Origin of the sequence: Halalkalibacter lacteus, from assembly GCF_036663595.1 — a bacterium.
Taxonomy (GTDB): Bacteria; Bacillota; Bacilli; order Bacillales; family Bacillaceae_D; genus Halalkalibacter; species Halalkalibacter lacteus.
The window spans coordinates 12003-38313 of record NZ_JAWRVL010000031.1 but is presented as its reverse complement, the minus strand read 5'-3'; the positions used below and the strand labels follow the sequence as shown (position 1 = coordinate 38313).

At 34.8% G+C, this 26311-nt stretch carries 26 protein-coding genes and 2 pseudogenes; 15 read left to right on the top strand and 13 right to left on the bottom strand.

Annotated features, from left to right (window positions below):
* The first annotated feature begins 296 nt into the window (after nucleotides 1-296).
* The 3 genes from SAZ04_RS18070 (at nucleotide 297) to pyrE (ending at nucleotide 2334) form a co-directional block, all read left to right on the top strand.
* Nucleotides 297-1043 (top strand): HNH endonuclease signature motif containing protein, encoded by a 747-nt coding sequence (locus SAZ04_RS18070; RefSeq protein ID WP_431309029.1) that lies wholly within the window; start codon nucleotides 297-299, stop codon nucleotides 1041-1043.
* 215 nt (nucleotides 1044-1258) lie between these two features.
* On the top strand, nucleotides 1259-1648 hold the full coding sequence (locus tag SAZ04_RS18065; RefSeq protein WP_332697823.1) for a tautomerase family protein: 390 nt from the start codon (nucleotides 1259-1261) through the stop codon (nucleotides 1646-1648).
* Between the two features lie 155 nt (nucleotides 1649-1803).
* A complete protein-coding gene (gene pyrE / locus SAZ04_RS18060; RefSeq protein ID WP_332697821.1) occupies nucleotides 1804-2334 on the top strand; it encodes an orotate phosphoribosyltransferase in 531 nt (176 codons plus the stop codon).
* 132 nt (nucleotides 2335-2466) lie between these two features.
* On the opposite strand, the gene murG is transcribed toward pyrE, so the two are convergent.
* Complete coding sequence (murG, locus tag SAZ04_RS18055) at nucleotides 2467-3528, bottom strand: undecaprenyldiphospho-muramoylpentapeptide beta-N-acetylglucosaminyltransferase (RefSeq protein WP_332697819.1); 1062 nt, start codon at nucleotides 3526-3528, stop codon at nucleotides 2467-2469.
* A 276-nt stretch (nucleotides 3529-3804) separates the two neighbouring features.
* Between murG and SAZ04_RS18050 the strand changes: the two genes are divergently transcribed.
* From SAZ04_RS18050 to SAZ04_RS18015, 9 genes are all read left to right on the top strand, one after another.
* Nucleotides 3805-4275: a GNAT family N-acetyltransferase gene (locus SAZ04_RS18050; protein ID WP_332697817.1), complete on the top strand. Its 471-nt coding sequence runs from the start codon at nucleotides 3805-3807 to the stop codon at nucleotides 4273-4275.
* A gap of 37 nt (nucleotides 4276-4312) precedes the next feature.
* Nucleotides 4313-4921, top strand: a complete 609-nt coding sequence (locus SAZ04_RS18045; RefSeq protein WP_332697815.1) for a transglutaminase-like domain-containing protein — start codon at nucleotides 4313-4315, stop codon at nucleotides 4919-4921.
* A 170-nt stretch (nucleotides 4922-5091) separates the two neighbouring features.
* A complete protein-coding gene (locus tag SAZ04_RS18040; RefSeq protein ID WP_332697813.1) occupies nucleotides 5092-5313 on the top strand; it encodes a hypothetical protein in 222 nt (73 codons plus the stop codon).
* Nucleotides 5314-5987: 674 nt separating this feature from the next.
* On the top strand, nucleotides 5988-6707 hold the full coding sequence (locus SAZ04_RS18035; RefSeq protein ID WP_332697831.1) for a YebC/PmpR family DNA-binding transcriptional regulator: 720 nt from the start codon (nucleotides 5988-5990) through the stop codon (nucleotides 6705-6707).
* A gap of 128 nt (nucleotides 6708-6835) precedes the next feature.
* Complete coding sequence (locus SAZ04_RS18030; protein ID WP_332697811.1) at nucleotides 6836-6979, top strand: hypothetical protein; 144 nt, start codon at nucleotides 6836-6838, stop codon at nucleotides 6977-6979.
* 50 nt (nucleotides 6980-7029) lie between these two features.
* On the top strand, nucleotides 7030-7374 hold the full coding sequence (locus tag SAZ04_RS18025) for a DUF3231 family protein (protein ID WP_332697809.1): 345 nt from the start codon (nucleotides 7030-7032) through the stop codon (nucleotides 7372-7374).
* Between the two features lie 153 nt (nucleotides 7375-7527).
* A complete protein-coding gene (locus SAZ04_RS23560) occupies nucleotides 7528-7611 on the top strand; it encodes a putative holin-like toxin (RefSeq protein WP_431309030.1) in 84 nt (27 codons plus the stop codon).
* A gap of 322 nt (nucleotides 7612-7933) precedes the next feature.
* Nucleotides 7934-8080: a hypothetical protein gene (locus tag SAZ04_RS18020; RefSeq protein ID WP_332697807.1), complete on the top strand. Its 147-nt coding sequence runs from the start codon at nucleotides 7934-7936 to the stop codon at nucleotides 8078-8080.
* A gap of 398 nt (nucleotides 8081-8478) precedes the next feature.
* The gene (locus SAZ04_RS18015; RefSeq protein ID WP_332697805.1) at nucleotides 8479-10122 is read left to right on the top strand and encodes a putative polysaccharide biosynthesis protein; all 1644 of its coding nucleotides are present in this window, start codon (nucleotides 8479-8481) and stop codon (nucleotides 10120-10122) included.
* A gap of 242 nt (nucleotides 10123-10364) precedes the next feature.
* Here the strand turns inward: SAZ04_RS18015 and SAZ04_RS18010 are convergent, their stop codons facing one another.
* Complete coding sequence (locus SAZ04_RS18010; protein ID WP_332697803.1) at nucleotides 10365-11324, bottom strand: calcium/sodium antiporter; 960 nt, start codon at nucleotides 11322-11324, stop codon at nucleotides 10365-10367.
* Between the two features lie 200 nt (nucleotides 11325-11524).
* Here SAZ04_RS18010 and SAZ04_RS23555 point away from each other — a divergent pair.
* Nucleotides 11525-11647, top strand: a pseudogene (locus SAZ04_RS23555) (TetR-like C-terminal domain-containing protein); the annotation flags it as partial.
* A 756-nt stretch (nucleotides 11648-12403) separates the two neighbouring features.
* Here SAZ04_RS23555 and xerS read toward each other — a convergent pair.
* The 10 genes and pseudogenes from xerS to SAZ04_RS17960 all read right to left on the bottom strand — a co-directional run bounded on the left by xerS (nucleotide 12404) and on the right by SAZ04_RS17960 (nucleotide 22928).
* Nucleotides 12404-13489: a tyrosine recombinase XerS gene (gene xerS, locus SAZ04_RS18005; protein WP_332697801.1), complete on the bottom strand. Its 1086-nt coding sequence runs from the start codon at nucleotides 13487-13489 to the stop codon at nucleotides 12404-12406.
* Nucleotides 13490-14028: 539 nt separating this feature from the next.
* Nucleotides 14029-14289: pseudogene (locus SAZ04_RS18000) on the bottom strand (TRAM domain-containing protein); the annotation flags it as partial.
* 339 nt (nucleotides 14290-14628) lie between these two features.
* A complete protein-coding gene (locus SAZ04_RS17995) occupies nucleotides 14629-15357 on the bottom strand; it encodes a ZIP family metal transporter (RefSeq protein ID WP_332697799.1) in 729 nt (242 codons plus the stop codon).
* 308 nt (nucleotides 15358-15665) lie between these two features.
* A complete protein-coding gene (locus SAZ04_RS17990; protein WP_332697797.1) occupies nucleotides 15666-15821 on the bottom strand; it encodes a hypothetical protein in 156 nt (51 codons plus the stop codon).
* 743 nt (nucleotides 15822-16564) lie between these two features.
* Nucleotides 16565-17464 (bottom strand): acyl-ACP desaturase, encoded by a 900-nt coding sequence (locus SAZ04_RS17985; RefSeq protein WP_332697795.1) that lies wholly within the window; start codon nucleotides 17462-17464, stop codon nucleotides 16565-16567.
* Between the two features lie 308 nt (nucleotides 17465-17772).
* The gene (locus SAZ04_RS17980) at nucleotides 17773-17946 is read right to left on the bottom strand and encodes a hypothetical protein (protein ID WP_332697793.1); all 174 of its coding nucleotides are present in this window, start codon (nucleotides 17944-17946) and stop codon (nucleotides 17773-17775) included.
* 329 nt (nucleotides 17947-18275) lie between these two features.
* Complete coding sequence (locus SAZ04_RS17975; RefSeq protein ID WP_332697791.1) at nucleotides 18276-18482, bottom strand: DUF2187 domain-containing protein; 207 nt, start codon at nucleotides 18480-18482, stop codon at nucleotides 18276-18278.
* Between the two features lie 202 nt (nucleotides 18483-18684).
* Nucleotides 18685-20403, bottom strand: coding sequence for an assimilatory sulfite reductase (NADPH) hemoprotein subunit (gene cysI, locus SAZ04_RS17970; protein WP_332697789.1), 1719 nt, complete (start codon nucleotides 20401-20403; stop codon nucleotides 18685-18687).
* A 26-nt stretch (nucleotides 20404-20429) separates the two neighbouring features.
* A complete protein-coding gene (locus tag SAZ04_RS17965) occupies nucleotides 20430-22250 on the bottom strand; it encodes an assimilatory sulfite reductase (NADPH) flavoprotein subunit (RefSeq protein ID WP_332697788.1) in 1821 nt (606 codons plus the stop codon).
* A 486-nt stretch (nucleotides 22251-22736) separates the two neighbouring features.
* A complete protein-coding gene (locus SAZ04_RS17960; protein ID WP_332697787.1) occupies nucleotides 22737-22928 on the bottom strand; it encodes a cysteine-rich CWC family protein in 192 nt (63 codons plus the stop codon).
* A gap of 244 nt (nucleotides 22929-23172) precedes the next feature.
* Between SAZ04_RS17960 and SAZ04_RS17955 the strand changes: the two genes are divergently transcribed.
* Both SAZ04_RS17955 and SAZ04_RS17950 read left to right on the top strand, forming a co-directional pair.
* Nucleotides 23173-23379, top strand: a complete 207-nt coding sequence (locus tag SAZ04_RS17955; protein WP_332697786.1) for an alpha/beta-type small acid-soluble spore protein — start codon at nucleotides 23173-23175, stop codon at nucleotides 23377-23379.
* A 242-nt stretch (nucleotides 23380-23621) separates the two neighbouring features.
* Nucleotides 23622-25007 (top strand): tetratricopeptide repeat protein, encoded by a 1386-nt coding sequence (locus tag SAZ04_RS17950; RefSeq protein WP_332697784.1) that lies wholly within the window; start codon nucleotides 23622-23624, stop codon nucleotides 25005-25007.
* Between the two features lie 294 nt (nucleotides 25008-25301).
* Here the strand turns inward: SAZ04_RS17950 and SAZ04_RS17945 are convergent, their stop codons facing one another.
* On the bottom strand, nucleotides 25302-26246 hold the full coding sequence (locus SAZ04_RS17945) for a TRM11 family SAM-dependent methyltransferase (RefSeq protein WP_332697782.1): 945 nt from the start codon (nucleotides 26244-26246) through the stop codon (nucleotides 25302-25304).
* Nucleotides 26247-26311: the final 65 nt, after the last annotated feature.

Here is a 26311-nt window from a genome sequence, read left to right as displayed (position 1 = left end):
TAATTGGAAATCATGTGGCTCATTTTTTATGTGATCGAATTCCTTAAAAGTGGCTCAATTTTAGATTATCAAATACAGATGACTTCAAGATTTTCACAAACTCTCATAAATCAGCTATTAGAATATACCATGCTACCAAAGGATACTTAAAGGAACAATTAAACCTTGATATATCTACTGAGAAATCAGCGATTACTAATCTTAGGAAAAGGAAATCCGATTTTCTAGGTTTTTCTCTTAAAGCAGTAACCAAGCGTAAAAAATACGTAGCCAACACACACGTTATGGACAAAAAGATGAAGGATATACTAGAAAAACTTAGATATTTAATTCGCGAAATCCAAAATAATCCAATACCTAAAACTGTCATGGATTATAATGCTTATATTCTCGGTATAAAAAATTACTTCAAGGTTGCAACTCATATTAATATAGACTTTGGAAAAATAGCCTATCGTCTAATGAAAACCATGTATAATCGTCTAAAACCAATCGGCAAATATGGAAAACCTATTAAACCATCAGAAACATACAAGAGACTTCATAAGAATAACTTCAGAACATATAAAATTGCTGGTGTATATTTATTTCCCTTAGGAGATATTCAAACAAGCAATGCCATGAACTTCAGTCAAGATATATGTAACTATACAAAAGAAGGAAGGCTCAAACTTCATCAAAATCTCGGAACTCACATAGCCATAGAAATAAACAAAATGTTGCAAAAGCCTTACAGCAAAAACAACCTAGAAGTTGCAGATAACAGAATTTCAAGGTACTCAATGCAATTAGGCAAATGTGCAGTAACAGGGGGATTTTTAACATCCGAACAGGTACACTGTCACCATAAATTGCCCCGACATATGGGAGGTACAGATGAATTTAGCAATCTTGTAATTGTACACAAAGATGTCCATAGATTAATCCATGCTACAAGTGGAAAGACGATTAAACGATATAGGAACGTTCTTCAATTAGATGGAAATCAATTGATGAAGCTAAACCAATTTCGTAAAGTTTGTAATTTAGTTGATTTAGTCTAAAAGAATAAGATGGAACGCCTAATGCGGTGAAAGTCGCACGTTGGGTGTGGAGCAGGGGAAAAGATGGAGATTACATCAAAGTCTTACCTATTGCTATTAAGCTAACGGGTGGCAATACTTGAAGAAGGAATTTGTTGCTTCTCTATAGAAAAGTGTCTATTGTTAGCTGAGTTGAGTTGAGTTGAGTTTAGATGAGAGAGAAAGGTGAGATGAGAATGGGACAAATTAAAATTTTCGGGGTTAAGGATAGGTTAAATCCAATTAAGGAAACGCTATCGAATGTTATTCATTCGTGTATGGTGGAAGCTCTTGAATTTCCTTCGGATAAGAAATTTCATCGCTTTTTCCCGATGGACAAAGAAGATTTTTATTTTGCAAGTGGAAGAACTGAATCATATACCGTAATTGAGATTAGTATGTTTGAAGGTCGAACGGTAGAAGCTAAAAAACATTTAATTAACCTACTATTCGAACGTATAAATAGTGAATTGAGTATATCCCCTCAAGATGTTGAGATAACAATTTTTGAAACACCGAAACATAACTGGGGAATAAGGGGATTACCAGGGGATGAGTTAGCACTTAATTATAAAGTTAATGTATGAGTAAAAGGTGGTCAATTAGTGACCACCTTTTTAGCAAAACCAGCTAATAGAAGCTTGTCTGTTATTCAAGAATGGACGCAATAATTGAAGAAACAGTCAAAAAAGGTGATAAAATTAAAGAGATATTTTATACATAAGGTGGACTGGGTGAAAAAATGGAAAAGAGTCAATTAGCAAAAGAAATCTACATTGCATCACATTTAACTGGAGAATTTAAATTACGCTCAGGAAAAACTTCAAATGAATATTTCGATAAATATTTGTTTGAATCTAATCCGAAATTACTCCAAGAAATAGCAGAACATCTATCTAAATTAATTCCTATTGGTACAGAAGTTTTAGCAGGATTAGAAAAGGGTGGTATCCCGATTGCAACTGCATTGTCATTAAAAACAGGTATTCCAGTAGTGTTTGTGAGAAAAAAAGCAAAGGAATATGGAACGTGTAAACTTGCTGAAGGAATTGACATTAAAGATAAAGTGGTTTGTATTGTTGAAGACGTTGTTACAACAGGTGGACAAATTAAGTTAAGTGCTGAAGATTTAAAAGAATACGGGGCTAAAGTAAAAGATGTGCTATGTGTAATTGATAGACAACAATCGGGAAGTGAAAACTTATCTAATGAAGGTTTACTATTACTATTACATTCTTTATTAACAATGACGGAGTTAAAGCAATCAGTATAACCAAAAAATGATTTCTTGTACGAAAGGGCGCTTTTATGTAATAAGCAGAGATGCTTTTTTAAAGGGGAGTGACAGCTAAGCTATTCTGTCACTCCCCCTAAAAGCAGCCGGGTTTTAAAACTATATTAATGATTATTTTTGAATGTCTTTTATCAAAACTGAAAGCGCGTCACCCATAGGTGAAGATTCCATGGAAATTATAATTTTCCCTCTGCTTTCTTCGAGGTTTTTCAATGATTGGATGAGGCTGTTTTTTGTTAATTTTTCTTCTTCCAATGTCAGTGCGTATCCTTTTTTAGTAAAGGATTCTGCGTTTAAAATTTGGTCGCCTCTGCTTTGTTTTTTGGTCAGAGGGATAATTAGCATGGGGATTTTTAAAGCTAGAAATTCAAAAATGGCGTTCGATCCTCCCCTTGAAACGATAGTGTCTGTTGCAGCAAGGATATCAGGGAGTTCTTTGTTTACGTATTCGAATTGCTGGTAACCTGTAATGTTATTTAAACTCTCATCTTTTTGCCCTTTTCCGCATAGATGGACGATTTGGTATTGGGAAGTAAGCTCCTTTAGGGAATCTCTAATTGTTTCATTAATTTTTTTAGCTCCCAAGCTGCCTCCCATTACAGTTAAAATGGGCTTTTCTTTTTTAAAACCAAGAAACTTTCTTCCTCTTTCCTTATCACCTAAAAAAATCTCCCTCCTTATTGGAGAACCGATGGCAACCGTTTTATGTGCTGGAAAATGCATCGCTGCTTCTTCAAAAGAAGTAAGGACCTTTGCAGCAAAACGCTGAGAAATTTTATTGGCCAAACCTGGAGTCAAATCGCTTTCATGTATATATATTGGTATTTTTAGTGAACTGGCAGCAATGATAACTGGAACAGAGACAAAGCCTCCTTTTGAAAAAACTAGTTTAGGTTTTATCTTTTTCAGTAACTTTCTTGCTTCCACAATACCTTTTAATACACGAAACAGATCCTTCACATTTTCTGCATCCATGTACCGCCGGAGCTTCCCACTGCTAATTCCGTAATATGGGATATGCATTGCAGAAATTAGTTCTTTTTCAATTCCTTTTTTCGATCCTATATAATGAATGGTCCATTTTTCTTTTGAAAGTTCATTTATGATGGCGATATTAGGAGTAACATGCCCTGCAGATCCGCCTCCAGTAAACACGATTGATTGTTTATTCATTTTATACCTGCCTATGAAGATTTAATACTTTCATTATAATTTATAAAGAGAAGCAAGGTAAGGTGAAAACTGGATTGCTGTTTAATAAAATTAATATGAGCTTCTTGTTTATTCTAGAAACGGGCGCTTTTCTGTATCAAGGAAAGTGTCTTTCTTCAGGTAAAGGGCCATATTCTTGATTAAAAGAGTGAATTTTTAGATAGTAAAGCTATATCTCTCTATTGATTAAACATACAATTAATTGTATGTTTATAACTAAAAAGGAAGGGATATAAATTGGAGGTAAAATTTGCTGAGGTATCAGATGCACCAATAATACACGACTTAATGATCAAGGCATTTTTGAAATATAAAGACGAAGTACCACCTTCAAGCGCTTTGGAGGAAACTGTACAATCTGTTTTAATTGCCTTAAAAGACAGAGAGCAAGGTTTAATTAGTTATGTTGATAATCAACCAGTTGGAATGGTTCGTTTTCAATTAAAAGAAGAGGGTTTATATTTTTATAGACTATCAGTAATTCCAGAAAAACAAGGTCTTGGTATTGCGAAAAAAATAGTAAGGTCTTTAGAAGATTTCGCAATAAAAAAAGAAGTAACTACGATATTTTGCAAAGTTCGAATGACTGTGCCTAAAAATATAAAGTTATATCGTTCTATTGGGTATGGAATCTATGATGAGGAAGTTGTACATAAACCAAACGGTATAAATATAAAAGTTGTTTCTATGATGAAGAGACTCAATTAGGGCAAGCATCACAATAATTGATTGAGGAGTGGAGCTAGTGCATCTAATATGTGACACTGATAATTTAGAAGATTATTTGCTTGAATTAAATGAAGTTAATTATTCTAATCCGATGATAGAAGGAAAAGTTGAGGAATTTTTTAATCCGAATCAAACAGAAATTGAAAAAGCAAAAGTAGCTTTTGAATTTGTGCGTGATGCAATATCTCACTCTTGGGATATTCAGGGGAAACGTGTTACTTGTAATGCATCAGATGTATTAGCTTATAAAGAAGAAATTTGCTATGCAAAATCAAATCTATTAGCTTCTTTATTAAGGTCTCAAGGAATACCAACAGGTTTCTGTTATCAAAGATTGATGTTGTTTGATACGCCAGAAAAAGGTTATTGTATCCATGCTTTAAATGCTGTTTTCTTTCAATCGCTGAATAAATGGGTAAGATTAGATGCACGTGGAAATAAAAAGGGGATTGATGCCCAATTTTCAATTGATGAAGAACAATTAGCTTTTGCTGCTCAAGAGGAATTTGACGAAAAAGATTACCCTGTTATTTATGCAAAACCACATCCAAAAACAATAGCTGTGTTAAATGAACATACAGATGTATTAGAGATGTATAAACATCATTTACCAGAGAGTTTATAGTTGTTTCATTATAGGGCGCATTTCTGGAGCAAGAAATGCGCCCTTCTTAATGAATTGAGCCAGATTCGTGAGGAACGTTTTCACGTATTTCATTAGAATAATAATTGAGATTGTGCAGACTTTCACTTAAACTGGCAGTTATGTTGAAGAAGCGAGAGGGGATATAGAGAGTGAATTATAAGATAAATATGCTTTTAGAAGAAAATATTGAAGAGTGTACTAAACTTTATACTAATGTTTTTAACGGTGAACCTTGGAATGATGGTTGGGAAGAGAGCGATGCAAAAGAACGATTAACTGATATTTTTAATAATCGAAAATTTTTAGGTATTGGTATATACGATGAAGAACAAAAATTGATTGGTTTCTTGTTAGGCTATAGGGCAATTTGATATAGACGATGTAATATTAAACAGCACAGGGAGCATTATTGGATTTTTAGCAATAAAATTGATTTTGAAATTTTCAATAATAGTTCAAAAAGTAGGCATAAAGTTGAATTAAATTGTAAAGATTTGTACTTAAACTATCCTGAAAAAAACACCGGGAAAAGAGCCTTTTTGGCAATACGAAACTAGACCTAGAAAATCTATTTTTTTTAGAATCTAGGCTACTTAATGATTTTATAGTTTTCACATATAAATTACGCGACATCCTCAACCGTTACTTTACAGCCAAAAGTCTCTAATCGTTTAATAGATTGCTTTATTACAATTTCTTTCTTTCGTCGATCAAAGTAATCTACACCCAACTCAATATATGTTTGCCTTTTGTTTAACAAGTGATAAACAATGTGATTAGGCCTATTAGACGTCTGATCTATATAAGTTAGTCAACCTATGTTTAATTTCACATACTGTATTTTTTTTAAAATTAAAAACAAAACAAGTAAAAATCACCTAACTATGAATCTTACTGTATAATAAAACAAGTGAAAAATGCCATCTCTTCAATTCGAATTTCTTTTTAACGAACTTCCTATTGTTTTGTTCATTTGATGTTGAAGAATGAGCTTATTCATATTATCATTTTTATATACATATAAACTTGAAAGCGAGTGTTCATGATGGGCCGTAAATGGAATAATATTAAAGAAAAAAAAGCGTCAAAAGATGCAAATACGAGTCGTATATATGCAAAGTTTGGACGAGAAATTTATGTAGCTGCAAAACAAGGTGAACCTGATCCAGAATCAAATCGGGCTTTAAAGGTTGTCCTTGAGCGAGCAAAAACATACAGTGTCCCGAAAGCAATTATTGACCGCGCAATTGAAAAAGCAAAAGGTGGTTCAGAAGAAAGCTATGACGAACTTCGTTATGAAGGCTTTGGACCAAACGGATCAATGATTATTGTTGATGCATTAACAAATAACGTGAATCGTACTGCAGCTGAAGTACGCTCTGCCTTCAAAAAAAATGGCGGCAATATGGGAGTAAGTGGATCAGTAGCATTTATGTTTGATGCAACGGCTGTGATTGGTCTTGAAGGAAAAACGGCAGATGAAGTATTAGAAATCTTGCTAGAAGCAGACGTGGATGTTCGCGACATCATAGAAGAAGATGATTCAATTATCGTTTATGCTGAGCCTGATCAGTTTCATGAAGTACAAGAAGCCTTTAAAAAAGTGAATATCACTGAGTTTACAGTGGCCGAATTTACAATGCTAGCGCAAAATGATGTAGCACTTTCAGAAGAAGATCAAACACAATTTGAGAAATTAATCGAGGCATTAGAAGATTTAGAAGATGTTCAGCAAGTGTACCATAATGTGGATTTCGGAGAATAATAGATAAACCCATTAAAAGTGACATGCGAGTTATATCGCATGTCACTTTTATATTTTATTGTACGAACGGATGGAATCACATAACTTTTTTTATCTTAGGAGAAAATGAAAGGGACGGAGGTGAAAAAATGTCAAATCCATTTGAGGCATTTTGGAATATTTTAAAATCTTCTAGTGGTCAAGAATCACCGTTGCATATTGGTGAAGTTATGACGTGTTGGACTTATTTTACAGCAATGAAAGATATGTTAAGGTTTGAAGAGACGGTTTAAACACAACAACTGATTCAGAAGTGGTTGATCTGTTAAAAGATGCACAAAAAATGTGTAAAGAACAAAGTGATCGTTTAGAAAAATTTCTAATTAAAGAAGGGGTATCACTTCCTCAGACATCACCACCCAAGCCGGATTCTTCACCTATTGATGTTCCTCTAGGTGTGAAAATGACTGATGATGAACTAGCAAACGGCCTCGCAATAAAAGTAGCAGCTTCGCTTGTAGAATGTGCCACAGGACAAGCTCAGGCTATCCGAAATGATGTTGGAATGATGTGGGCTGAATTTCAAGCTGAATTACTTGTGTTTAGTGCGACATTAAGAAAGGTAAAGAAAAAGCGAGGCTGGTTAAAAATTCCTCCAGCCTATCACCCTGCTGGAGGAATCAAATAATCGAAATAAAAAACCGATTCTGTTGATTAGAGTCGGTTTTTTAAAACTATATCGTCCATCATGAATGATCGCAACAATAGGTCAAAGTGGCCGAGCAAAAGCAACATCTGTTTTCTAGAATAAGGCATCCCCAGTTGAAAGGGGGTGAGGCCAATGACAGTATTTGAATCATTAATGCTAATGATTGCTTTTGCAACATTAGTGGTTGTGATCCTTACGTCAAAGGATAAAAAATAATCCACCCTTGCTCTAGAGAAGCTGGGTGGATCGAAGAAATTGTGTGATCTGCCGCCCCCTTGAAGGGCAGTTCTTTTGCAATAACCGATGGTGTTACCAGCACCGTCGGTTTATTTATCCTATGCTTATATAACTTAAGTATACGTTGTATTATTTTGTATTGCAATATAATTCAATTATGAATATCGCGGCTTTTCCGGATTAAAAACGATCTAAAATAGCTATTATACAGCAGCTTCAATCGATTTATAGTATTACATGTTTTTATAATAAATAAGTGAAATTATCAATGGCAAGGATTGAAAATATAAAGGAGATTAAGATGAAAAAAGAACAAAAATATAAAATTTCACATTTTTCAAAACAAATATTGCTTGAAGTTCGAGATTCTATTGCTATTTCAATTATTTGGAATGTAATGGCATTTTTTCCGAAGTTGATTATTCGTATTTTCCGTAATCTATTTTAGGCATGAAAAACGTTTCAAGAAAAAACCTTGTATAAAAAAATAAAACGATCCATCTCCTGCTTTATCGTCTAACTATTAAAAAGGGAGATTTTAACCCCATCATACAGCATTTGAATATCATCTATTTATGATTATGTTTGTATGATTGAAACAAATCGCGATCATCTTTTTAGCGAAATAATACGCTTTAGTATACTGAATCGGTAATAAAGTAATAGCTATGGTTAGAATTGATAATTAAAAAACCAAACGTAAACAACTTCGTTTAGGTTTGGTTTTTTCCTTTTGCACAAATTGAAAAGGGTTAATTTCTCATCAATGCTATGCAAAACGTTATGCTATAATATGGAACGTGTCAGGCAATTGAAATTTATTAGTGAAAAACGAGGGGAAAAAAGATGTCAGATTCTAAGCTTTTACGAGGAACTGCGTTGTTAACCGGTGCCACATTTCTTTCAAGATTGTTAGGATTACTTTATGTTATTCCATTTACTGCAATTGTTGGTCAAGCAGGGAATGCTATCTATGGATATGGCTTTATTCCATATAGTGTCATGCTAAGCTTGGCAACACTAGGTATTCCAATGGCTGTTTCAAAGTTTGTATCAAAATATAGGGCAGCTGGAGACTATAAAACAGGATATCGTTTATTGAAATCGGGCATGTTATTTATGTTTGTGAATGGTTTTATTGCCTTTTTAATTTTATATATTTCAGCTCCCATTATTTCCAACTGGGTGATAAATGAACCAAGTGAACTTGAAGGATATACTATAGATGATATTGTATTTACGATTCGGATGGTCAGTATCGCATTATTAATTGTACCAGTTATGGCCATTATCCGAGGTTATTTTCAAGGCCATCAATCAATGGGTCCAACCGCTGTTTCGCAAGTGATCGAGCAAATTTTTAGAATTGCTTTTATCTTATTTTCTACAGTTGTAATCTTTAATATTATGGGCGGTGAGCTAGGAACTGCTGTTGGTATCGCTACTTTAGGTGCTTTTGTTGGCGCATTAGGTGGTATGGCTGTTTTACTTTTTTATTGGTTAAAACGTCGTTCGTTCATTATGAAAGAAGTAAGGGAAAGTACAGTTACTCATTCGATTTCGTTAACAGATATGTACAAAGAAGTCATCGGATATGCGTTGCCAATCTCTTTCGTCGGTTTAGCTATTCCATTTTTTCAACTGATCGATATGTTTACTGTCAGCAATGCATTGACACAAAGTGGGTTCATGTCACAAGATGAAGCCGATACATTTTTTGCTATTTTCACACAAACAGCTCATAAAGTTATTTTGATCCCGATGACCTTAGCGACTGCTTTTTCCATCACGTTAATACCAACGATAACAAAATCGTTTGTAACAGGTGATCAATCAGCACTTCAAGAACAAATTACAAAAACTTTTAAAATTATACTGTTTTTTACTATCCCAGCTGTTGTTGGTCTTTCTGCGCTATCATATCCAGCTTTCGGGACATTATTTAAATTAGATGATATTGATATGGGGGGAATGGTTTTACGGTATTATGCACCGATTGCATTGTTTTTCGCATTGTTCTCTATATCATGTGCAATTTTACAGGGATTAAACAAGCAGAAATATTCTGTTTTGGCGCTTATCTGCGGGCTTCTAGTCAAAGTTTCATTGAATTATATCTTGTTGTATCATTTTGGATCTCTAGGCGGAATATTAGCGACTTATGTTGGGTTTGGTGTTGCTGTTGTCATAACATTATCGGCGATAGGTAAATTTGCAAATTATCAATATAGTCAATTGATAAATCAAACAAGGTTGATTCTGCTTTTTGTTGGAATTATGGGTCTTTATGTTGTTGTTGCCTCTAGTTATTTTCAACAATTGTTTCCTCTAGAAACATGGATGAATACAGTAATAGTGTTAATTGTGGGTGTTTCAGTTGGAGGTATTACTTATTTATTATTAAGTCTGCGCTTTGGATTGGTGCAACAGATCCTTGGTGATCGATATAAGAACAGATTGATAAAAAAGAATAAACAAATAGAAGGATAAAACAGCGATTGCCTGAATAAAGCAATCGCTTTTTTATAGGCGAATTCTAATTTAATATCTATAAACCGTATTCATTGCCGATTTCTTTTTACAATTATATAAGCTTCTTGATAGCTTTCTTTCGTATTCCCTCATCATGTTCTGAGGTCAAAATAAAACTGTGAATTTTCTCAACCAATGATCCTAATCTCTCACAAAGAGGGGATTGGGATTGTCAATAAAGTCTAAAAGTCACCTGAAAACTAGTTCCTCATAATGATGTAGATGAGGTAAGCCAAATAAAAAATGGTTAAGGCCATACCTTCATATTTACCCACTTTATAATGAGTTCTTGAAAAGATAAATAAGAAAACAGTTAAGATTAGCAAGATAATAATATCCAAAAATAATTTACCATTTACAGGAAGAGGAGAGATGATTGAAGCTATCCCTAGAACAAAAAGAATATTAAAGATTGAACTCCCGACAATGTTTCCTAAGGCGATTTCACTTTCCTTCTTCATTGCCGCTGTAATCGATGTAATCAGTTCAGGTAAGGAAGAACCAATAGCAACGATAGTTAATCCGACTAATGTTTCACTCATACCAAACCGGTAAGCGATTTCTGTACTATTTTCTACGACTAAATAACCACCAAAAATAATGGCAGCTAAGCCACCTACTGTTAGCAGTATATTCTTACCCCAACTACCTGTTTCCTCAACATTTACAGTTTCATCAGACGCTTTTTCACGACTGTTTCTAGCAGCTTCAATCACATAATATAAAAAGATAGAAAAAAACAATAAGAAAATAATCCCGTCACTTCTAGTGATTAAATTTTCATTTGTCATTTCAAGCGATTGATCACTTATTAATACGAATAGAACAATTGTTGCTAAAAAAGCAAATGGAATTTCTTTTTTTATCGTTGGCCTCTCAACAGATAAAGGAAAAATAAATGCAGTTATTCCAACGACTAAGGAAATATTTAATATATTACTTCCGACAATGTTTCCGATTGTTACATCTGCACTACCTTCTAATGCCGCTATAATACTCACGGTTGCTTCAGGGGCACCTGTTCCGAAGGCTACAATCGTAAGACCTACAATAAGCGGAGGGACTTTGAATAAACTTGCAATATTGGATGAACCATCTATAAAGTAATCCGCCCCTTTAATTAGTAAGACAAATCCAACAAGTAATAAGAGATAAACCATAATTTCACTCCCTTTGTTATCACTTATAACTTTTACATTAAAGATAAAATTTAAACAATCATTATTGTTTAAAAATGAAATTACATTTCAATTTATAAACCTAATAACTATGAGTGTAGCTTTAACCTCATTCGGCCCCTATAATTTTAATGACAACGAAGCAATTTATGTCGTAAGGGGGTTGCGTAGTATTTTTACACGGATTTGCTTCTCTTGAGCAACATGGGAGATTTGACCTTTCATTAGACCAAAATGAAAGCTTGAATTTATTAATTGATACGTATTTATCCGGAATACAAATCTTAGCAAATAAGGAAACATAATGTTAATTTTATTAGCAGTTTGAGTTATTACTCTGCTACTATTTTGTTTTCAAAATTAAACAAACGTTTGATTAAGGTGTTATTTTATTAATTACTCGAGTTTTTGTCGAAAACCTAGCTCGATATATTGACTTTTTTGTTGGTTTATGCGCTTGCCCAGGAAATCAGGATGCCAATAACTGAATAATCTGAATAAAAACCAATAGTGTATGACGGTATTGTTAACTCTAGGCTATATGTTGCGGGGGAGGTTCAATTTAAAAGTACGATACACGAAATTGAGAATACTGAAATTTATGTAGGTGGTTCCGGAGAGTTTAAGAATATAAACAACGGAATTAATGATTCAAATTTATATATAACGGAGAACGCGACATTTGATCAACCACTTAACGGGATACGTAACACCAACATATATGTTGGTGGAAATGCAACTTTTAATAATATGAATAAGGGGATTACTGAATCGCTCATAGTAATAAAAGGAAGTTCTTATTTTACTGATAATATTAATGGATTCAGTAGTTCAGTTATTTATATAAAAGGATCTGCAGATTTTCATCAAATTAATATGGGGATTAGATAGTTCAGATGTGGAATATCAATAAAAAAATTTAGAATCCATTTTTTATTCTGTCTCAAAATTAAAAGTATACTTAATATTTGAGACAGAATTTAAATTTATTTTAGTGATTCCGATAATATATGTTATGTAAACTAGAAACAGTTAGTTATAAAAATAGAAATAACCAAGACTTAGTCATCACCTTTTGGTATATCCATCTTATCTACAGCATGTTTAAGATCATCATTTCCAATATGCGTGTAAATCATAGTTGTTTGAATTGAAGAATGCCCAAGCTGCCTTCTTAATTTAGGGACATCATTTATTTCAATATGGTACCTTGTAGCAAATGAATGTCTTAGCTTATGAACAGATAATGCTGGCTTACCAAAAGCAGTCGCATATTTTTCAATTAATTTTTCTATAGATCTAGCTGTTAATCTTCTTGGAGTTCCTTTTGGTCCCATAGCAGCTGCTACAAATAGAGCTTTATTCGTTTTTTTAATTTTATAGCGAGTTTCACGTATAGATAAATATTCTTTTAAATCATCCATAGCTAACTTACTAAAATAAACAAATTGTTCTTTGTTTCCTTTTCGAACTACACGTGCTGTATATTTGCTATGATCAATATCATCTAAATTTAAATTTACGACCTCAGACAGGCGAAGGCCAGAGCCTAGAATTAGTGATACAATCGCGGTATCACGTTCACGATTTAACAAATGAAAATTGTATAATTTCTTATTCTTTTTATTAAACTGGCCATAATCATTGGCAATGAAATGCCGGAACTTTTCATATTCATCCCCGAGTAGAATTTTCCCTTCCATTTTATTAGCAATCGTCTCCATACTATCTTTTAGTTCATTAAATTCTATTTTTGCCATTACATTACGGCTTAAATACGGTGTTAAATCTCGAGTTTCTGCTATATTTTGAAGATAATTAAAGAGCGACTTTAAAGCAGATAATTTACGGTTTACTGTAATTCCTTTGTTGTTCAATTGGTATTCTAAAAAACTTAAAAATCCTTCTGCTTGCTGAATGGTAAGGGATTCTAATAGTTCAAGAGGAATGTCTTTTATGTCACCAGAATGTAAGTTTTCTGATCGTAGCCAATTAAAAAAGATTTTATAATCATGTGCATAGTTTAGTAAGGAAGCAGAAGATAATTTTCTTCTTTTGTGATTGATATATTCTTCAACATACCACGGTAAATACTGAAGTATATTCTGAAGTTTTTTGTAATGCTGCTTCTGACCTTGATTTTCCAAGATAACCACCTCCGTAATGTATAGCTTATAACATCATAATAATCTTTTCACATTATTACGTCAAATTTATATTTTACGTAATAATGTGAACGTGATATCTACATAAAGAATTTAGATTTGCTGTTATCTGTTCAAAGACAAAAACTACGTACAGTAAAGACACGAATTTATGTACAAAATCTTTAATCGCAATTATCAATCAAAACGGATCCTTCTCCCTCCATAAACTGTCTACAAAGTACAAAATTTTCTTAGAATTACAATGTACATACGTTCTTGTCTTAATTTAGAGACAAAGACGTATGTACATTTTTCGATTATTAGCATTTCATACTTATATCTTGTACAGATTTTTATGTCCTTTTACATTTATATTCATTCAGATATTAAGCTTTTTCTATGTTTATTTTTATGCTTGTATATAAGCTTTTGTTATCTCAGAGTAATGCGATCATTCTCCATTTATGGTAGAAACACGCACCACTATCCGGCTCATTTATTTTAAGTGTAACATTTCACAATCTAAAAGACTATGAGAATTAAATGCAAATAGGCTTTGCAAAAATCATTCGCCCTGAACTTGTTTGTAATGCCTTCGTAACAACAACAATTACATTCTGCCCTATATGTTCTTGGCCATCATCAACTACGATCATTGTCCCATCATTAAGATAGGCAATACCTTGATGATATTCTTTTCCATGCTTTATGATTTGTACCATAAGTTTTTCACCGGGTAGGACAATAGGTTTCATTGCATTTGCCAAATCATTAATGTTCAGAACCTTAATACCTTGAATCGAAAATGTGGGTTTCCTTTCGATTCAAATGACTAGGCAGCAAGCGTAGTGCGGTAGCCTTGACTGAATTCGGGGAATGATGATATTTTGGGAAATCACTAAAGTAACAAATACGACAACTATATTGACAAACACCGATTCTGAATGTCTATTAGTTCTTCTTGAAAAAGATTTAAGCGATTTTGGGTTGATAAATGTGGTTTTTGATTCTCAAAGGCGACTATGCTTTATAGCTGTCGCCTAGTTTCGTTACCATTCACAGACCCCATTCAACTATAAAACTGAAAAATGGCAATACTTTATTTTCAAGTTATCTCCACGTATAGAATTACTAAAATTTCACTCAAAATATGTAAGAATTAAAGCTGTTAATAATCCTAATGCAGATAAAAAACCTACAATGGGGCCTCCTTCTTCAAATGCTTCCGGTAACATCGTTGAAGAAACCATTGCAAATATTCCACCCGCCGCAAAAGCTCCAATGATTGTTATGACTAAAGTCGAAGAAGGATCAATGAAAACAAACCCTAATAGAGAACTAACAGAGGAGAGTATCATCACCACTACCCAAAGGATTAATATTTTCCCTTTGCTATACCCATCCTTTTTAAATCCTATGCTACTAGATAATCCTTCAGGAAAATTACTTATAAAAATAGCAATGACAATAACCCAGCTAACAGTTTTGTTCTCAAGTAGGCTTACCCCTATAATGACCGATTCCGGGATAGCATCTATGATCGTTCCGATAAATATGGCCATCCCAGAGTGGGTTGATGGGTTTTCTTTTGAGCGCTTTCGTTCTTGTCCACCTTTTTTACTAATAAAAAGCTCGGCCAATATAAACAAAGTAGCTCCAATCAAAAAACCGATTGATGGATAAAGGATCCCACCGTCTCGAGTAGCATCTGATAATAACTCAAAGGTCGCTGCTCCGATCAGGACTCCTGTTCCAAATGCCATAACGAATGCAGAAACTTTATTTGGAATGTCCTTATAGACTCCAAGTAATGCACCTAATACGAGGGAAGATCCAGCTATTCCTCCCCACATTGCTGCTAATAACATAGGTACTCTCCTATTCCTGATGGTATAGGATTAATGTACCCATTCTTCCAGAAAAAATTGAAATCATTTTCCTTAAGAGATTGGTATTATCCTTTTATGACCTTGTATTTTATAAATAATTATTTTTTGGAGGCAATCCGCAACAAACGATCGTCCTTCAGCAGTAAGGGCCACCTTAGTTTGTCAAGTTGAAATATTTATTTGTATCCATTTATGTAATCTCTCCCTTGTCTAATTCAAATTTTAACAACTATATTCAAAAAAAAACTATAAAAAGGTGAAAAACGGATTTTATCCTTTTTTTACCTTCACTTTTTATCTGGATACTGAATATAGGTGGCTTGCTCCTCCGTTTCAATTATAGAATATCTTATTTGAAGGTCCCCTTCTTTCGTTTTCCCACTCTTAATTGTTACAGGTATAGGTTTTTCCCCTTTTTTACTGTTAATTTTTACGAACTTCATTGGATCACCTCATGGCAGAAAATTAATTGTCTATATATATTTTTTTCAAACTCTAAAATATCTTCTTATTTTCTCCTTATTTTATAAATTAATGTGATCCTAGCGCTTTCAGTATCCGCTGTTTAACTTTCCTCATCATACGGTACGTGAAACTTTTACCTCATACGGCATTCTAACTAATTCAAAGCATTTGAACCTTTGGTACTGTGAGCAAATAATAGTAGCATTCTGGCGTAGTAGATAAAGTGGATATGAAACTTAAGAAGATCAAGTTTAGAGATGAAGATAATTATATGTATATCGATATCGATTGTCTGAAAAACGCAGACAGAATCTAGGATTTATGATAAATCTTGAGGAAGGGAACTCGATAATAATTGTCACTTTTTCAACAAACTAGCCGGTCAGTGAATTTAAAAAATTATTAGCTACATCAGGCATACGTATTTAACATGGGAACAAAAAGGTTTAAACAATCAGACAGTATGAATCAAAGAAAAAAGAACATCTCTTCCTCTTCATCCGATTGTTTTACCTTTACCTTTAATAAATAGGTGTCATATAAAAACCGAAAGCTTGGTGCATGAATAGCGCCAAGCTTTCGGTTAAATTAATTTATTCCAATTTCCCAAGAATGAAGTGTACTAAAAACTAAAACACCTTTAGAATCATCATCTCTGCAAAACCAAAGAAAGATTCTCTACCTCCAGGATAATTAATTTACGTATGCATTCTCTTTGTTATTATTTGCGCTTCGTAGAACTATAAAAACGATCCCTCACACGTTTAAGTCTTGCATGGTACTTGAGGATATCCTGTCGAGCTTTCTCTGCCTCTGGAGCAATGGGCCTTAACTTCTCCAATTCCCAATAGTCAACAATTACATCTAATACTTGGTCAAAATATTCCAAAGGACCATAATTGGCTTCTTTGGCTATAATAGACATTCGATCTTCAAAATCTGGCATAACGGTACCTGGCATTTGGAAGTTCTTTATAACATGACCAAGATAGTAACAATAATTCGGTTCCAATTGCAAATGGAATTTTATAACATCTCGATAGAAGGCATAGTGGAGCGTTTCATCTTTTGCTAGTCTTCTAAGAAGAGTCGAAAGATCTTTATCATGTTCTCTGGCAACTTTTGCTACATTATTATAAAAAACCATTGTTGCTAATTCTTGTAGGGTCGTATATACCATCGTTTCAAACGGAGTATGAAAGTCTGGCTTCCAGCCTCCTTCTACAGTTTGCTTGTGCAGTTCGTGAAGGCGTTTTGGGTTCACGTTTCTTGTTATCAACAGGTAGGTCTCTAAAAGGTTTGAGTGTTGGTCTTCTTCTGAAGTCCATGTATAGACAAAATCCTTAATAACAGAGAGTGATCCTTTAAAGGTTTGGTCTAGGTGAGATGTAAACCATGGCAAATTGACTTCTGTTAGTAAAGCGGTCTCTACAGCGGTGATCATTCCTTGCGGAAGTGTCACTTGGCTAGGATCCCATGGAATCCTTCGGAAATCCTGAGCCTTATCCCAAGGTAAATAGTCGTGGTAGCCCCAATCTATTTTTTCTGCTCTTTTCTTGTGTTCGTCATAAAGTTCCTTAAACTTCGGTTCAAGCCTAAAATCCAAATGATTCGTAAGCAAATCTATTCCTCCTTTTTAGGGATTTTTAATAATATTACTATCACATGAAAGATTATTGATAATATGTATTCTTTAAGTATACCATTATTGTTTATAAAATTACGAATAGATAATCACACCACTTAAAGTAATTAATTTTGCTATAGATGAATTACATCGAGAGTTTATCGAACAAGCATATGAAGATGAATTGGACATAGGGTTATTTTTTGCCTTTATTAATAAAAGTATTTAAAGAGTCAAACTCCCATACGCCTCCAAACTCTTCTCAAATTAAATTTATTTGTAACTAATCAATTTTTAGGACTTTAACGCTTAGGCTGTCCCCCTTCTGCAAGAACATTCCAAGATTCACCGAAGTCTTCTGTTTCAAATATACTTTCTTGCGCTGAGCCAATTATTAGTTTTTGCTGATCAGTTGGATGATCCACTGATATACATATAATAAGGTCATTTCTAATAAAAAATTCAAATTTCCCCATGTATCCCCAAAATCACTACTATAAAACAACCCTTTTGATTCTCAAATAAGTAAACAACCAGGATAAAAGCACCAATCACTACCCAGTCAATTATATATTTTCCAAAAACTCTCTTCGCTGTTTATCGATTCAGATCAAAAGCTAGATCATTTATTGCTCGAGAGAGGGTACGTAGAAGATGGACTGACTATTTAATCTATTAGAATCCAAATAAAGAATAAAAGAGACCTCATTTGGTCTTGAGGTCTCTCTTCTTTGAACATTTACACAAAACGAGTTACTAAATGGTATGTAGCCTATTTTAAGTCATATGGGATCTAGTATCATATTTACTTTAACCGCTTATAATTGTCATGTTTAACAACTGTACGGTATTTACTTTTGTCTTTAGTGAGAATGTTATTAAATTCGATCGCTACCGTATTATTATAAACATTAATAACTTTCCCTTCTTCTTCCTTATACTCACCTTCTATTACTTGTATTTCATCACCAATATTTATGTCATGCTCCATTTTTTCTGTTTCTTTTGTCATAACGTCTCCCCCTTTGTTAAATTATTGTTTGAAACTTGGTGTTTTTTAATACGTTGAGTTTAATACAAATCAAAATGAAAAGCTACTTCAAATTAAAAATAAACTAAAGATACTCAAATCACCGCCTTAGTAAAACTAATCCATCCTTCCTAGACATCAATAAAGAGACAGGAGTGTATTCCTGTCTCTTTATCACCCTAAATCAATCATGAAAATTTGTACCATCTGTCACTGCTTTAATAACCTCAGTACGGATAACAAAGTCACCGAAATGCTCGCCTTCTTTTCTTTCTTTCGCAAAGTTGGAAAGAAGAACTCGCAATTCGCTTAAAATTTCTGCTTCACCAATGTTTTCACGATACATTTTACTTAGACGACTGCCATCAAAAGCTGCGCCAAGATACATGTTGTATTTACCAGGAGCTTTGCCAATAAAGCCAATTTCTCCAAGTATTGGACGAGCACAGCTGTTTGGACAGCCAGTCATACGGATCGTGATTTCTTCGTCACGTAATCCGTTTTCGTCAATTATTTCATCGATTTTATCGATTAAAACCGGCAAATAACGTTCTGCTTCTGCCATTGCCAGTCCACATGTCGGAAGAGAAACACAAGCCAGTGAGCTACGGCGGATTGCTGAATAATGTTTGCCATCAGTTAATCCGTATTGTTCGATCAATTCGTTAATTTTTTTCTTTTTCTGACTTGTCACATTGGCAATAACCAAATTTTGATTTGCTGTTAAACGAAAATCGCCCGTATGAATTTTCGCAATTTCACGCAAGCCTGTCATAAGTTTGTAATCATTTAAATCTGTAATACGGCCACCTTGGACAAATAATGTAAAATGCCATTTTCCTTTAATGCCTTTCACCCAACCGTAGCGGTCACCATTATGGTCAAAATGATACGATTTTGCTTCATCTAAATTCCACCCGAGGCGCTTTTCTAGTTCAGCCATGACCGTTTCTAACCCAAGTCGATCAACCGTATACTTGAAGCGAGCATTTTTACGTTCGGAGCGGTTTCCGTAATCGCGCTGAATCGTAATGATTTTTTCTGCCACATCATAAACTTGCTCTGGCTTACAGAACCCGATAACTTTGGCAAGTTGTGGGTAGGTTTCTTTGTCACCATGCGACATACCCATACCACCACCAATTGCTACGTTAAACCCAACCAGCTTCTCATCTTCCACAATCGCAATAAATCCAAGGTCCTGTGAATAGATATCGACATCATTAGACGGTGGAACCGCGACACCAATTTTGAACTTCCGCGGCAAATAAAGCGGACCGTACATTGGTTCACTTTCATCTATTTCTGGAGTGCCAGCTACTTTTTCTTCATCTAGCCAAAGTTCATGATACGCTCTAGTGCGAGGCAGCAAGTCATCACTTAATTGTTTCGACCATTTAAATACTTCAGAATGGATATCAGATTGATCTGGATTCGGATTACACATAACATTTCTATTTACATCACCACATGCCGCAATTGTATCCAAAAGAGATGCATGAATCTCTTGGATCGTCTTTTTCATATTCCATTTTAAAATCCCGTGCATCTGAAACGCCTGACGAGTTGTTAGCTTTAACGTACCATTTCCATATTTTTGAGCAAGTTCGTCCATAACTAGCCATTGCTCCGAAGTTGATACGCCACCTGGCGTCCGAACACGTAGCATAAATTGATATGCTGGTTCAAGCTTTTGCTTCTGACGTTCATTACGTAAATCACGGTCGTCTTGCAAATAGCTACCGTGGAACTTCATTAATCGATTATCATCATCAGAAATCCCTGAGCTAATCCTATCTAGCATTGTTTCTTTTAGTGTGCCACGCAAATAGTTACTTTCTTCTTTTATACGCTCAACATCACTTGGCAGGCCTTCTGGTGCATTTAACGTTTTATTCACCATCAAAAATACTCCTTTCAATCCAACAATCAGTATACATCACGTTGGTATCGTTTTTCCTGTTGCATAGTAGCAATATAGCTTTCCGCTTTTTCACGGCTCATGCTACCTTCTTGTTCGATAATCTCAATAAGTGTGTTATGCACGTCATGTGCCATATGTTTTTCATCTCCGCAAATGTATATTACGGCTCCTTCTTCTAGCCACTCGAACAATTCTTTGCTATGTTCTTGCATACGGGTCTGTACATACACTTTTTCGTCTGTATCACGCGAGAACGCGACATCCATCTTCGTCAGCACACCGTCTTTTAACCACTTTTGCCATTCAGTCTGGTAAAGGAAATCCGTCACGAAATGTTGATCACCAAAAAACATCCATGATTTTCCTTCTACTCCCATTTCTTCACGTTCTTGCATAAACGAACGGAATGGAGCGATACCGGTTCCAGGTCCTACCATAATAATCGGTGTATCTGGATTTTGTGGAAGCTTAAAGTTTTGATTATGCTGAATGTAAATAGGCAGTGTGTCACCTGCTTGCAAACGTTCTGAACATAAAATCGAGCAAACTCCATCCCGATCACGCCCGTGTGTGTTGTAACGTACTGCACCGATTGTCAAATGGACTTCATCAGGATTAGCTGCTAAACTGCTTGCAATTGAATAAAGACGTGCTGGCATTTTACGTAAAATGCCGACAAACTCTTGCGCTGAAACGCTCCATGGGCCATAGTCGCGAACCAGATCAAGCAGATCACGTCCATTTACATACTCTTTTACTTTATCTTCATTTCCTGCTGATAACAGTGCTTTTAATTTAGTGTTTGCCGTAAGCTCGGCCGCCTGTTGAAGCAATGGTTTTGTTAATACCGTAATTTCAAACTGAGAAGTTAAGGCTTCTTTCAACGATCGAACATCGCCTTGTTTATTGACCTTAACAATCTCATCTGGATCCCATTTTAGTTCCTGTAAAAGCATTTCAACAAGAGCGGGATCATTCTCTGGATAAATACCAAGACTATCACCTGGTTCATACGTAAGTCCAGACCCTTCAAGAGATAACTCTAAATGGCGAGTTTCTTTATTTGAACCACGGCCGTTTAAATTTAAATTTTCAAGAACTTCTGCTTTAAATGGATTTGTTCTAGAATATTCTGATTCAACAGCTGCTTGCGGAGTTTTTGAAGAAACAGTAGCACTTCCACCCTGCGCTTCTTTCAAACCGCTAATCACTCCTTCAAGCCATTCTGTTGCTGGTTCATCAAAATCAAGATCACAGTCAACTCTCTCGTTTAGGCGCTTGCCTCCGAGTTCCTCTAAACGTTGATCAAATTCTTTCCCTGTTTGACAGAAAAATTCATATGAGCTGTCTCCAAGGGACAAAACAGAAAAACGTAGATCATCGAGTTTTGGAGCTCGTCTGCCATGTAGAAACTCATGGAAGGACAGCGCGTTATCAGGAGGATCTCCTTCGCCGTGCGTGCTCACAATAATGAGTAAATTATGGAGTTTCTTCAAATTATTCGGCTTAAAATCACTCATTGATGCGACAGTCACTTCAAATCCCTGTCCCTCAAGAGATTTACCTGCATTATCCGCAAGTCGCTGTGCATTCCCTGTCTGTGATCCATAAAGAATGGTCACTTCTTTAGAAATTGTCTGCACAGCGCTTTCGGCAGGAAGTGATGCCACAGGTGCTTCTTGTGTACTTATAGCAGAAGCAGACTGCGTTGCAGCTATATAACCACTTAGCCAGACTTTCTGTGATTCTGTCAAAGTCGGCAGAAGACGATTAAGGAGCTCTGCCTGCTCCTGATTAAACGGACTGTTCATTACCTGAAGTTGCAACTATATCCACCTCACAAAAAAGAATATAAACTTTAGTACATCATTTTATTAATTATGACTATTTTCAACAAACTTTGCCAATCACAATCAGTGAAAATTAATTAATTTTATCGTATGTCTATTATTACGATTAGTCAAATTTGTTTTAGTTATATTTATCATTAGGAATTCTTATGATAAGTCCAGGAAATATGTTTTTTTCTAGTTGACGCCACCTGTTTTTCTTTCAAATCTCATATCTTCTCCTACTTAACGGCTATATCCTTAATACATTATCAAATTCGTTAAGGGATTCCGCTAGTTTGCATTAAAAAAACCGTACCTATTCGACGGTACGGAATCAAACTTAATTATCAAAATTTTGTATAATTTTCGGGCGTATTTTTCCTGAATGCGTTTTATACATCGTTCGATCGTACTGACTTTATTTATAATAACATCATTTTAAATTTCAACGAACAGCGGAGTATACTGCTCTTGTTCTTTTCACTTACTTTTTTTCTTAAATGTAACTAGACATTCTTTGCAAATACAGGATTTTCTCAACTTATCAACAGGTAATAAGTTAAAGATTCTACTTGGAAATAGCTCGTTATTGCACCAACATGATTGAGTACCACAGTTGTTATTCTCACCACAGATAGGACATTCTGTTGATTTCTTTGAAATATCATTCATATTTATCCCCCCACTTAATCAATAGGTAATAAGCATAGTAACCGTCCCATTTAAAAGCAACCGGATTTCTGAATGCACAATCTATAATATGATCTCGAAGGTAGACTTACTCCTTATATTGAAGCAAAGCTACATGTCAATTAGACCTGGAAACATTTACACTTTATTTGATATGAACCTTCGTACATAAAAGTAAACAAATTCTTAAATACTAATCTCAAAACCAAGAAAGAGGTGTTTTAACATGGCAAGTAGCAACAATAATTCAAATCAATTATTAGTTCCAGGTGTACAGCAAGCATTGGATCAAATGAAGTATGAGATTGCATCAGAATTTGGCGTTCAATTAGGAGCTGACACGACTTCCCGTGCTAATGGCTCCGTTGGTGGAGAAATTACAAAAAGATTAGTTCAAATGGCTGAACAACAAATGGGTGGCTCTCAATTTTAATTTAGAAATAAACAGGCGCTTATACCCTTGTAAGCGCCATCACTTTTTATGAGGGCAAGACTATAATCAGAATGTGCTTTATTCACTGTAAAAAAATTCTAGCCACGGTCTTGACCATTTAGATTCATTGTTATTTGTTTTTATGATATATTTATTGAAAATCAGTTACGATTCATTCGACACTTCTTGCTACTGCATCCGCAAATAAACTATGGTATAGTATTAAAAAAGGAGGGGTTTCTATGCATCCGACCGAATGGACGTTAATTAAAAACAAAGAACATATTACCTTACAAGCACAAAAGCTTACTCTTTTTCAGCAGTGTAAAGTTGTTGAATGTACTGGCTCAAATGACCTTCAGTATTTACTTTTTTTCTACAAAGATCATTTTTTAACTGTACAACCTTTAATAGAGTTTAAACCGACCTCTTTTTTAGGCCACATAGAAAAACATGGGTATGACATCCATGCACCTAATCCGCTGTTTTCACGGTTATTACCTCCATTGTCTACAGTCAAAATCAGAACGATTAATCACCTTTTAGCTACTATAAAAAAAGACTACTCTCTTGAAGAAACCGCCCTTATCTTCTCCTATTTCGACTCCTATATGTCAGCTGAAAAACTTGAAACATCTCTGAAAGAATTCTTTTTCACATATCGTCGTAACGGAAAATTAATGGCTGCCTATCGCCTTGCCAAAATCCTACTCGCTAGAGGATACAATCAAAGTTGGATTATTGCCACCACAGAACATCTTGACTACGCTAATGCTGCTATACATTTCGAGGCACCTTTGTCTACCCTTCTTTCATCGGATCCAATCTATGTAGAACAACTAAGCTTCTTTGACTTACGTACTAATTACAACCTTTTAGTTACACTTTACGATCAACAAAATCGTATGAATGACTCCATTATCATCCATACAACTAAATGGCTTAACCAACCTACTGCATTATCGTATCCTAAATTCGTTCAAGAGATAACAAAACACTTTGAAGAAGATGAAGTCTTACTATTTCTACGCTCTTTCCTTACATATGTGTCACCTAAATCTGGTCTTCACCAAGACGTATACCAACGTCTAATTAGAAAGCAAGACTACAAAAATGCATTGAATTTGCTTTTTACTCATTCATTTTCCCTATCCAACACCGAGACGAACGAATTTTCAGACATACTTGAACATAACTCTCTTTCTCATTTGGATCTGTCTCTAACAGTTATTTCTGAACGATTGATTCCTTTACTTAGTAAACAACCTATTAAGTTGGATAAGATTCTGCGTTCAGCACTCCCTCAACTTCTAAAGCACCATAGTTTGCCTGATATCCATAAATGGCTACAACAGATCCAATTCCACACCGAACTTCCTGTTATGAAAAAAATTAATAACATGTTCAAACTAATGGATGATCCTGACAATCAGTTAGAACTAGGGTTTCATTATTTTGACTTAAACCAATATGAAAAAGCAATTGAATGTTTTAGTTGGGAAATGGAACTACACCCAAATCAAATAGAGCCTATCAAGTGGCTTGCAAAAACATATCGAAAAATTGGAAAACACGAAGAAGTTGAAACCTATCATAATCTACTGTCACAAATACAACGTTCATCTTAGGAAAAATCAGCAAAAGGTTTTTAGAAGAAATGCACTACTGGTATCATAATAAGGACCAACCTATGAGATGGAACTCGTAGGTCGGTCAAATGAAAACTAACCTACTAGATTAGTTAAAACGAGGAACATTTTATAAAGTTTAAACTTTATAAAATTCCGCAGGACCTGAGAAGGGCTTTAAAATCATAGTAAAACTCAATAGTCAACATAGAATAGAGATCTCAAAGGTTGGAGACTCCTTATAATTTTACTACTTTTGAAAAAATCACATTAGAAATCCGCGACCATACTTGTTTATTCACATACAATTATTTGTCTAGAAAAAGCCCCCTTTTTTGCAAGGCAACGATCCACTATTACAAATCCTGACCTTTCAATTATAGAATCAATTGTTTCAATTGTAATGACTACCAATTTTTTAGCGAATTTACGGGTGCTTTCGAGCATCTCAAGTTGATCCTCAGGAGCTAACACCGAACATAGATTGTATGGCATATCAATAATGGCCACATCATAACAGCCTGTTACATTTCGTATGTCTCTCACAGAAACGTCTCCTGAAAACCCAAAATGTGCAATGTTTTCTCGTGCTCCAGGAATGATAAGTCGGTTTAGATCGCTACCAACAATATCAATTCCCATCGAAAGTCCCTCTACTAGTACTGTCCCGATTCCACAGCAAGGATCAATCGCTTTTATCCCGTCTGGGTGAGGTGCAGCAATATTGACAACAGCTCTTGCTACTCGTGTACTTAATGCTGTCGAATAACTATGCGGTTTCCTTTGGTGCTTTAACCAAATCGCTTCACTCTTAACATATTTCCCAAACACCCACCCTCCATTCACTTTCAAGATTCCAAACAACAACTCTGGTTCGAGCAGATCAACTTCGCCGCGAATGTGTAAACCAATCTCACGCTCAATCTCACGTCTTTTTTCAAACCCAACTTTTTCAAAATCATTTTTAACAAAAATGACTTTAAATGTTGAGTGCACTATATGTAAATCTTTTACCTTTTGTACTATATCCTCCAAACATTTACCTTTGTATATCACATCAATTCTTTCTTTAATAAACGGACTTCGGCTTGGCTCAATTTGTAATCCACTTTCCAAAATGGATAATTGGGTATCAAACCCAAATAACGCGCGCATTTCCAATTGACACAAGAACCGTTCATCCTCGCGATATGAGTATATGTATAAATAACTTGCCGGATCTAGATTATTTTCATCCAAGCTTTTCTCATCCTTTACTACCCTTTTTCTTTACCTACCCATTATAAGGGAAACGACAATATTTT

Coding starts and splice junctions, on each gene's coding strand:
- SAZ04_RS18070 (WP_431309029.1), top strand. CDS start 297: ATGAAGGATATACTAGAAAAACTTAGATATTTAATTCGCGAAATCCAA.
- SAZ04_RS18065 (WP_332697823.1), top strand. CDS start 1,259: ATGGGACAAATTAAAATTTTCGGGGTTAAGGATAGGTTAAATCCAATT.
- pyrE (WP_332697821.1), top strand. CDS start 1,804: ATGGAAAAGAGTCAATTAGCAAAAGAAATCTACATTGCATCACATTTA.
- murG (WP_332697819.1), bottom strand. CDS start 3,528: ATGAATAAACAATCAATCGTGTTTACTGGAGGCGGATCTGCAGGGCAT.
- SAZ04_RS18035 (WP_332697831.1), top strand. CDS start 5,988: ATGGGCCGTAAATGGAATAATATTAAAGAAAAAAAAGCGTCAAAAGAT.
- SAZ04_RS18030 (WP_332697811.1), top strand. CDS start 6,836: ATGTCAAATCCATTTGAGGCATTTTGGAATATTTTAAAATCTTCTAGT.
- SAZ04_RS18025 (WP_332697809.1), top strand. CDS start 7,030: ATGTGTAAAGAACAAAGTGATCGTTTAGAAAAATTTCTAATTAAAGAA.
- SAZ04_RS23560 (WP_431309030.1), top strand. CDS start 7,528: ATGACAGTATTTGAATCATTAATGCTAATGATTGCTTTTGCAACATTA.
- SAZ04_RS18020 (WP_332697807.1), top strand. CDS start 7,934: ATGAAAAAAGAACAAAAATATAAAATTTCACATTTTTCAAAACAAATA.
- SAZ04_RS18015 (WP_332697805.1), top strand. CDS start 8,479: ATGTCAGATTCTAAGCTTTTACGAGGAACTGCGTTGTTAACCGGTGCC.
- SAZ04_RS18010 (WP_332697803.1), bottom strand. CDS start 11,324: ATGGTTTATCTCTTATTACTTGTTGGATTTGTCTTACTAATTAAAGGG.
- SAZ04_RS17995 (WP_332697799.1), bottom strand. CDS start 15,357: ATGTTATTAGCAGCAATGTGGGGAGGAATAGCTGGATCTTCCCTCGTA.
- SAZ04_RS17990 (WP_332697797.1), bottom strand. CDS start 15,821: ATGAAGTTCGTAAAAATTAACAGTAAAAAAGGGGAAAAACCTATACCT.
- SAZ04_RS17980 (WP_332697793.1), bottom strand. CDS start 17,946: ATGGGGAAATTTGAATTTTTTATTAGAAATGACCTTATTATATGTATA.
- SAZ04_RS17975 (WP_332697791.1), bottom strand. CDS start 18,482: ATGACAAAAGAAACAGAAAAAATGGAGCATGACATAAATATTGGTGAT.
- cysI (WP_332697789.1), bottom strand. CDS start 20,403: ATGGTGAATAAAACGTTAAATGCACCAGAAGGCCTGCCAAGTGATGTT.
- SAZ04_RS17960 (WP_332697787.1), bottom strand. CDS start 22,928: ATGAATGATATTTCAAAGAAATCAACAGAATGTCCTATCTGTGGTGAG.
- SAZ04_RS17955 (WP_332697786.1), top strand. CDS start 23,173: ATGGCAAGTAGCAACAATAATTCAAATCAATTATTAGTTCCAGGTGTA.
- SAZ04_RS17950 (WP_332697784.1), top strand. CDS start 23,622: ATGCATCCGACCGAATGGACGTTAATTAAAAACAAAGAACATATTACC.